This window comes from Trabulsiella guamensis ATCC 49490 (assembly GCF_000734965.1).
Taxonomy (GTDB): Bacteria; Pseudomonadota; Gammaproteobacteria; order Enterobacterales; family Enterobacteriaceae; genus Trabulsiella; species Trabulsiella guamensis.
The window spans coordinates 1-1177 of the sequence record NZ_JMTB01000163.1; the positions used below are offsets into that span (position 1 = coordinate 1).

At 44.0% G+C, this 1177-nt stretch carries 2 protein-coding genes and 2 pseudogenes; 2 read left to right on the plus strand and 2 right to left on the minus strand.

Features of this window, described 5'->3' with window-relative positions:
* Together GTGU_RS26425 and GTGU_RS26775 are read left to right on the plus strand one after the other, a co-directional pair.
* Positions 1–337 (plus strand): annotated as a pseudogene (locus tag GTGU_RS26425) (phage tail protein); the annotation flags it as partial.
* Positions 324–518, plus strand: a complete 195-nt coding sequence (locus tag GTGU_RS26775; RefSeq protein ID WP_038163507.1) for a hypothetical protein — start codon at positions 324–326, stop codon at positions 516–518. The pseudogene GTGU_RS26425 and the gene GTGU_RS26775, both read left to right, overlap by 14 nt.
* Here the strand turns inward: GTGU_RS26775 and GTGU_RS23305 are convergent.
* Both GTGU_RS23305 and GTGU_RS26430 read right to left on the minus strand, forming a co-directional pair.
* A complete protein-coding gene (locus GTGU_RS23305; RefSeq protein WP_038163511.1) occupies positions 490–831 on the minus strand; it encodes a tail fiber assembly protein in 342 nt (113 codons plus the stop codon). The genes GTGU_RS26775 and GTGU_RS23305 overlap by 29 nt on opposite strands.
* Positions 828–1177, minus strand: a pseudogene (locus GTGU_RS26430) (hypothetical protein); the annotation flags it as partial. The pseudogene GTGU_RS26430 and the gene GTGU_RS23305, both read right to left, overlap by 4 nt.

A 1177-nucleotide genomic window follows, 5' to 3' on the forward strand; every position in this document is an offset into this window, starting at 1 on the left:
GGGAAATGCGCAATTTATTGTCAACAGAGGCAGGAACGCGAACGGATTTTTTGAAATATGGAGCGACGGCTCAATCGTAATGTATGGGCATACGGGAGCCCCGGTTAATGGCGTAGGTACCGTAATATATCCAATCGCACTCCCTGAAGGAGCGATCCCCGTTATTATGGTTTCAGACATGATTTCATCTGACCCGGGCGATACACACGTTATTCATCAATCAATAGTAATCAACTCAACTAGGACAAATACCGGTTTTTCAGTGCGTCAGAGATCAACTGGCACAACAACCCCAGCTAATGGGTTTGCGTGGGAGGCAAAATATGCGCCTGTTTAATCCAGTAACAATGACAGAAGTTATTCGGGGTTTTCATGATATCAAGGGAGCTATAGAGTTACCTGATGATTTTTGGTTCTTTACGCTGTCGGAAATTCCAGAGGGGAAAATGCTCGCCGTTAATGACTATGGCGAGCCTATATTGATTGATGCTACACCGAAGGTGGAACAGGCCAGTTAGGTTTTGTTGTATCGACAGCGTTCAGAGCGTCTATGTAGGCCAGCCAGGCTATCAGACTGGCCTTTTCAGCGTCATTGATGATGCCGAGCAGTAGCTTACTCTGCCAGTTGCTAATTGTGGATTGTGCTTCAGCAAGCAGCTCGGTTCTCCTTAGTTCTGCCATTGCAATAACTTCTTCTGAAGTTGGTGGCGGGTTTAAAATGGCATCAACTTCTTTTGCAGTGACTGGTCTTTTATTCCCGATAAATTCATCTTGTGAACCATCATCTTCGTAAGCATAAATTGTGCCGGCCTCATCAATAAAATACTTCATCGTAATTCCCCCCAGTTTGCAACCGTACCTTGGTTAACCTGATAAGTTGAACCGTTTTTTACTATTGCAGAAAGTTGACCTCGTATAGCGGCACCTGCATCAGTAAAATTTGATTGAGCACTGGAACAAATGGTAACGCCGTCAACAAACAGCGTCGCAATTTTAAATGAGCTATTTGTAATAATTGATGCCGTAATATAGATCGCTTTTCCAGTCGTGTTTGTATACGTGACCCCTGTCTGCCTCTGAGATGTTAGATCCCTCCATGTCTGATTCTTACCAAGGATGTATTCCGCCAAACCAACGAATGAGGTGACTAATTTTTGTTCACGTGAAAGGTTGGTTT

Coding starts and splice junctions, on each gene's coding strand:
- GTGU_RS26775 (WP_038163507.1), top strand. CDS start 324: ATGCGCCTGTTTAATCCAGTAACAATGACAGAAGTTATTCGGGGTTTT.
- GTGU_RS23305 (WP_038163511.1), bottom strand. CDS start 831: ATGAAGTATTTTATTGATGAGGCCGGCACAATTTATGCTTACGAAGAT.